The sequence below is a fragment of the Pseudovibrio flavus genome (genome assembly GCF_009711345.1).
In the GTDB taxonomy this organism is placed as follows: domain Bacteria; phylum Pseudomonadota; class Alphaproteobacteria; order Rhizobiales; family Stappiaceae; genus Pseudovibrio; species Pseudovibrio flavus.
This window is the reverse complement of sequence record NZ_SMMA01000063.1, coordinates 200,021-206,560: the sequence shown is the minus strand read 5'-3', so window position 1 is coordinate 206,560 and position 6,540 is coordinate 200,021. Positions and strand designations below refer to the sequence as shown.

Below are 6,540 nucleotides of genomic sequence, written 5' to 3'. Positions count from 1 at the left end.
GCCGTGAACAACAGCGCCAACAGCGCCGCATACTTTCGCGCGGGTGGTCATCAAGCCGCCCCAGCACGCATAGCGGTGGGAAGCACCAGCGCAAACATAGACCTCGTTCTTTTTGAGATCATCCAGCGCTTCAAACATGTAGCCAAACGGCTTTTCAGAAAGCGGGTTGTTGCCTTTGTTTTTGTCGCCGAAAAAGTCGGCTTCCAGAACCGGCATCGCGCGGCCAATGATAACCATGTGATCGTCAATCGGCTTCAGTTTCGGATCGAGAAACTGATGGACGTAGCCTTTGGTATCGAGAATGTCGCCAACGAGGGCTACAAACAGTTCCTTGCGAGCGAGAGCGAAAAGCTCGTCGTCGTTGCTCCAGTATTTAGGCATGGTGGTCTCCTGAGAGTGAAGAGTGTTCTTTGTTTTTGGAATGCGAGTAAGACCAATGCTTCTCGCTGAGGGAAACTGGGAGTTTGGAGTTGGCGGCAGCCGCAATCTGCCGCCAACAAGGCCTCGGGAGTTGAGGCGAATATTTATCCGCTAAGGTTAGAAATCTTTGCCCAGAGCAACGATCTTGTCGACGAGTTCTCCGCCGTATTCCTCACGGAAGCTTTCCCAAGTCGCGGTTACAGCAGGAGATGTGATGAAGGAGTCTTTATCGACATCGCGGTTTACGACCATGCCGTTGTCAACGAGGGCTTGAATGTACTGCTCTTCCATTTCGATAGAGCGCTTGCGCTGGAAGTCCGTCGCATAGTCGATGGATTCCTCGATCACTTTACGCTGCTCTTCGCTCATGGCGTTGTACTTAGCCAAGTTCATGGTGATCGTAAGCGGCGTATAGGAGTGTTCAACGATGGTCAGGTACTTCTGAACTTCGTAGTACTTGGAAGAGTAAGTAACGTTGATCGGGTGTTCCTGCGCGGTCACAACACCGGTTTCAAGAGCGGTGTAAAGTTCGCTGTACGGCATCGGCTGCGGGTTCGCGCCAAGGTTCTCGAACATCGCATTGAGCGGAACCGAGTTGTTGGTGCGCATGACCAGTCCGCTGAGGTCTTCAACCTTGGTAATTGGACCACGGTTGTTGGTCATGTTGCGGAAACCGTTTTCCGGCCAAGAAAGACCCTTCAGACCAAGTGGCTCAAGCTTAGCAAGGATTGCATCGCCGATTTCACCATCAAGAGCGGCATAGGCGTGGTCACGGTTCTTGAACAGGAACGGCAAGTCAAACAAGGCGATTTCCCCCATAACGCCATTGAAGCTTGCAGAACCAACCATGTTGAAGTCGATCATACCCATGCGGGTACCATTGATCATTTGCTGGTCGATACCCAGCTGGCTGTTCGGATAGATTTCAACCTTCATTTCACCGTTGGAGCGTTCAGCTACCTGTTCGGCAAAGGCTACAGCCAGTTCATGTTGAAGGTCGGTTGTTGGTACTGGATGCGCGAATTTCATAACCATTTGCGCATGGCCAAGTGTGGTGGTTGCAAGTAGGATTGTTGCAGCAGCGAGTAGCTTTTTCATCTTCATTTTCTCCCATTGAGATGAAATTCCCATCCGCGCTTTTTTGCAGGCGCGGATGTAATCCAGAATGCGTTGAGTTATTGTCCTGTCATCAGTTTCATCGGGTAAATGATGAGCTGCGGGAACAGGGTGTAGATGCCAAGCAAGAAGGTGTAGACGCCAACGAAAGGTAGAATGCCAACAACGGCTTTCTCGATGCGAAGTCTCCCAACCCCGCAAACCACGTTGAGCACAACACCAACAGGCGGCGTGATCATGCCGATACAGCCATTCATGATGAACATCAGGCCGAAGTAGACCGGATCGATACCGGCTTCCTGCACCACTGGCATAAGAAGCGGCGCCATGATGAGAATGGTTGGCGCAAGATCCATAACCATGCCGATTGCCAGAATGAGCAGCATAATGACAAGCATCAGCAGACGCGGGCTATCGACGAGCGGATTAAGGAATTCGGCGAACTGTTGAGGCAATTGCGCGATTGTAATCAGCCAAGACGCGACCATTGCACAGCCAACGAGGAACAGGATCATACCGGTTGCCTTGGTTGACTGGACGATCACCTCAACGAACTTTTCCCAAGTCAGCTCTTTATAGATGAATGTCGAAACAAACAGCGCGTAAACGGCAGCCACAACGGCAGCTTCGGTCGGCGTGAAGATACCGAAGCGAATGCCAACGATGATGATGAACGGCATGATGAGTGCCCAGATGCCATCACGCAGAGCTTCCCGTTTTTCTTCCTTGCTGGCAGGTTCAGGAACCTCCAGCTTTTCGTGGCGCATCATGTACATCCACGTGAAGTACAGAGCCAAGCCCATCATCAAGCCCGGAACGATACCGCCCATGAACAACTGAACGATAGAGATGTTGCCTGCAACGCCGATAAGGATCAGCGGAATGGAAGGAGGAATGACTGGTGCGATGATACCGCCAGCAGCAAGCAAACCGGCGCTTCGACCTTCAGGATAACCAGCCTGACGCATCATCGGTAGCAAGATGGCAACCAGCGCAGCGGCATCAGCAGCAGCAGAACCGGAAAGACCAGCCAGCACAACAGAGGTCAAAATAGCAACGTAGCCGAGGCCGCCCTTTTTGTGGCCAAGATAAGCCATCGCCAAGCGCACGATGCGGCGGGACAAACCACCGGCAGACATGGTCTCACCAGCAATCAGGAAGAACGGAACCGCAAGAAGGGCAAAGCTGTTAACGCCGTTGATCAAGGAACTTGCCATGATATCGGCTGGGAACAGTAGCCCCATGTTGAACATGCCCTGATGAAAGAGCAGCGCAAATGCCGAAAGAAGCAGAGAAAAGGCGACCGGAATACCGATCAATATGCCCCCGAGCAGGAAGCCAAGGAAAATGGCAAGGGTCATGACTCGGTTTCCTCTTGTAGCTCGTCCTTAGGTGGAATGAAGGTTCTCCAAAGCGCGATTACGCCCATAGCAAAGCCTGCAACCACACCCGATAGATGCATGTAAGCCAGTGGAATGCGGCTGATCGCCATGGCGTTGGTCCAGTTCAGGCTGACCTGATTGATAGAGCCGTAGACCAGAAACGCGCAGGCAATTGCCATGAAGAGATAGATGAAGCGGCGCAGGATGAAGCTTGCCTTTGTAGGAAGGAGAGCTTCCATCATTCGAAGTTCCAGATGCTCACGGGTGTAGAAGCACATAACCGCGCCAATCATCACCATCCAGACGAAGATAAGCTGCGAAACTTCAGCCGAGAACTTGAGACCGCTGTGAAAGCCGTAGCGCAAGACCACATTGAAAAAGACCAATGCAATCATCACCACCATGGCTGCCGTTAAAACCAATCGGAAAAGGTATTGAGCAAGCTCCGACAAACGCGAGAACTTTGACATCGCGATAACCACTCGATTTGTTCATGAGGGAGCCCCTGCCCGCTAATGGGCAGAGGCCAAAAGATTTTGCATCACCACAAAGGTGTAAGGACCGGTTCGCCCTTGAAATGTCTGATGAGGTTGTCACAGGTGAGTTGCGCGATATCGCGTCTGGTCTCTACAGTGCCGCTGCCCGTGTGCGGGGTCAGGATCACGTTGTCGAGTTCAAACAGCTCTGCCGGAACATTCGGCTCGCTCACAAAAACATCCAGCGCTGCGTAACCAAGGCGGCCATCTTTAAGGGCAGCGACCATCTCGGCTTCATCAACAAGCGCACCGCGAGCGATATTCACGAAAAGGCCCTTAGGTCCAATCGCCTCAATTACTTCCTTGCTGATGATACCGCGAGTGGAAGGCAGGCTTGGGCACATTGCAAAGAACACATCCACGTCCTTCGCCATCTGCAGAAGGTCGGTGTAATATTCGTAGGAAACGCCTTCTACCGGTTTGATGTCGTTGTAAACGATGGTCATGCCAAAGGCTTCCAGACGCTTTGCGATAATACGTCCGATGTTGCCAAGACCCAGAATACCAACTTTCAACTCGCTCACGCGGCGTGTCAGGTTGATGATTTCTTTCGGCCAGCGACCATCACGAACGAACCGGTCACCCTTCACCACTTCACGAATTGCAGACAGCGCCAGAATAACGCCCATATCTGCAACGTCTTCGTTCAAAACGTTCGGCGTATTTGTAACGATGATGCCGCGGTTGCGAGCAGCTTCCAAATCAACGGTGTCAGTACCAACGCCGTAGTGAGACACGATCTCAAGGTTTGGTAGCGCTGCGAAATGAGCATCGGTGGTACCAGAAGGAATCGCGGTGGTGGCGATGCCCTTAATCAGTGGCTTGAGATCATCGGGCACTTCGCGAGCGTCAGGTGAAAAATCAAAATATGGGTGAACAGTGAAATGCTCTTCCAGAACCGGAATGACGGCTTCGATGATTTTGGAAGTGACAATTATGTGCGGTTTCATTAGTGGCCTGTTATTCGTGCAGCAGTGACGTTTTGTTAGGTGGGATAGGTCTTGACCTTCTTTCCTAATGAGGACACTATCCTGATATATTGTCAAGATGTTAAGCTGTCTGACAGGTATAGAGGTTGAAAAGTTGTTTGAGCTAAACGAGTCTTTTGGCGGAAAAATTAATAAGCAGTCGCTTTCTGAGCAGACAGCCGATCAGTTGCGGGCGGAGATCCAACGGCAGAAACTCACCGTTGGCAGTGAATTGCCTGGCGAGATCAAAATTGCAGAAAGCTTGGGGGTAAGCAGAAGCGTCGTTAGGGAAGCACTGCGCGTTTTGGCCGCAGAGGGCATGATCGAGCTGCGTAATGGCAAAAAACCAATCGTTTCTCACATGAACAGTGAGGTCATTGGCCGTTTTTTGTCTCACGGTCTGGCCAGTGCTCAGATCACAACCCAAGAAGTTTCAGAATACCGAATTTTGGTTGAAAGCGCCCTAGCCCGATTGGCAGCGCTACGCCGTAACGACTCGCAAATTGTTGAAATGAAGCAGTGCGTTGAGGAGATGGCAGAAAATCAGCGCGATCTAGAAAAGTTTGCTGATGCTGACTTGAAGCTTCACCTGATCATCGCGCAGGCGGCGAATAACACCATCTTCAATGTGCTTCAGGAAAGCGCTTCAAATCTCATTCATGACGGTATCACCCATGGCAACAACGCCAATGCCGACTTCATTAAACCGAGTGAAGTTGTTGAGATGCATAGAGCCATTGTAGCTGCAATTGAAGCAGGTGACCCTACTGAAGCAGAAGCCGCTATGAAACGCTCGTTCCAGTATTTCGTTACAGCGGAAGACTTCAAGCTCTAGTTAGAGCTTTCCGGACCCCACACTCAACCTCAGACAAAAAATAACGCAGGCCCTCAAAAAGGACCTGCGGCTTCGGCGTTCATCTTGTAATGCAGGAACCTCAACTCGGGCGCTTCGCCCAACACGAAGCACCCGAGCGATCCTCCCACATCTACCTGCGCGCTACTTCAAAAGCAGGTAGGATAGATCGCTAATGATATAGAGAGCGACTGACACTACAGCGACCCAAACCAGAATATCTGACCAATAAAGACTACGCATTTTTCAACTCCCTAAAATTTCGAAAATTCATCGTCTCGATAGAGATGAACAAAGCGCCTGCGCCGTCCCGACTACAGCAGGCACCTTAGTTTTCAAATCAGCCTAGAATGCCCACAGCCCGCAGAAATAGCGTTGAAAACAAAATTACTAGATATGATCCAAGCACTATTCCGAAGAGCTTATGAAATAGAAGTCCGATAGCTTTTAGATTTGCAGCCATAAATATTTCTCCCGAATATTATTAGTTCATTTTGAGAAACTACTTTTCGCCTATGCCATAAAAACAGCGAGCGATAAGAAAATACCTCCGAAAAGAGCTAGGCCTCCAAGGATGTTCTTATTCATTTGGCACCTCCGGTTCACTTATTTGCAGCAGATGCATTGCCTATTCGGGTTCACAGTCTTGAGCTAGAACCTCTTTGCGGGCTGCCCCGCTAGCGCCCACCTAATAGCAAGCAATAATGCAATACACCCTCGCCTTTCGGAATTAGATATCGACACATTCAACCGAATAAAACCGAAAAACTAAAGCAACCATAAATGTAGATTGAATACTATATGTATAGATGACTTATAGTTCATTTCTATACTATGACTATTCTATTCTCTACAAAAACAGCAACAAGATTTGTCTGTACGCGTATGGTGCATATTAATTTTTACTCAGTCAACACCATCAGGAAAATAAAATAGGAGTTTTTATACTAAACTGCGACACATTGAAGCAAAAACACAAATATATCTCTATAAAAGAAGCCGTAGCTTTCATAAATGGACGTAATAATCTGCCACAAGACAATAATACGTAAGCATACATTACCGAATATAACGGCGACATACCTTTACTATTGAATATGCATTGATCATCAATTCCAGATTTTCATAGGAACAATTTGAAAAGTGCAATAATACAATATTTTCGCGTATTTTCTTGAACTATGATTTCACGGAACATGACGCATACCTATTAAAACATCATATTTCCAGATGAAGACTATAGAACGCCACGAACGCGCGGCACC

General features: G+C 49.2%; 6 protein-coding genes. 1 reads left to right on the top strand and 5 read right to left on the bottom strand.

Annotation, left to right across the window (positions count from 1 at the left end; all coding sequences use genetic code 11):
- The 5 genes from E1162_RS12795 to E1162_RS12775 form a co-directional block, all read right to left on the bottom strand.
- The coding region (locus E1162_RS12795) for an RraA family protein (protein WP_503328170.1) at positions 1-381 on the bottom strand (381 nt) is incomplete at its 3' end.
- A gap of 156 nt (positions 382-537) precedes the next feature.
- On the bottom strand, positions 538-1,518 hold the full coding sequence (locus E1162_RS12790) for a DctP family TRAP transporter solute-binding subunit (RefSeq protein WP_155131532.1): 981 nt from the start codon (positions 1,516-1,518) through the stop codon (positions 538-540).
- Positions 1,519-1,595: 77 nt separating this feature from the next.
- Positions 1,596-2,897, bottom strand: a complete 1,302-nt coding sequence (locus tag E1162_RS12785) for a TRAP transporter large permease subunit (protein WP_155131529.1) — start codon at positions 2,895-2,897, stop codon at positions 1,596-1,598.
- A complete protein-coding gene (locus E1162_RS12780) occupies positions 2,894-3,388 on the bottom strand; it encodes a TRAP transporter small permease (RefSeq protein ID WP_155131526.1) in 495 nt (164 codons plus the stop codon). Before E1162_RS12780 ends, E1162_RS12785 begins: the two co-directional genes overlap by 4 nt.
- A gap of 71 nt (positions 3,389-3,459) precedes the next feature.
- A complete protein-coding gene (locus E1162_RS12775; RefSeq protein ID WP_155131523.1) occupies positions 3,460-4,404 on the bottom strand; it encodes a 2-hydroxyacid dehydrogenase in 945 nt (314 codons plus the stop codon).
- Positions 4,405-4,537: 133 nt separating this feature from the next.
- On the opposite strand from E1162_RS12775, the gene E1162_RS12770 reads away from it, so the two are divergent.
- On the top strand, positions 4,538-5,257 hold the full coding sequence (locus E1162_RS12770; protein ID WP_257098949.1) for a FadR/GntR family transcriptional regulator: 720 nt from the start codon (positions 4,538-4,540) through the stop codon (positions 5,255-5,257).
- The last annotated feature ends 1,283 nt before the right edge of the window (positions 5,258-6,540 follow it).

Coding starts and splice junctions, on each gene's coding strand:
- E1162_RS12785 (WP_155131529.1), bottom strand. CDS start 2,897: ATGACCCTTGCCATTTTCCTTGGCTTCCTGCTCGGGGGCATATTGATC.
- E1162_RS12780 (WP_155131526.1), bottom strand. CDS start 3,388: ATGTCAAAGTTCTCGCGTTTGTCGGAGCTTGCTCAATACCTTTTCCGA.
- E1162_RS12790 (WP_155131532.1), bottom strand. CDS start 1,518: ATGAAAAAGCTACTCGCTGCTGCAACAATCCTACTTGCAACCACCACA.
- E1162_RS12775 (WP_155131523.1), bottom strand. CDS start 4,404: ATGAAACCGCACATAATTGTCACTTCCAAAATCATCGAAGCCGTCATT.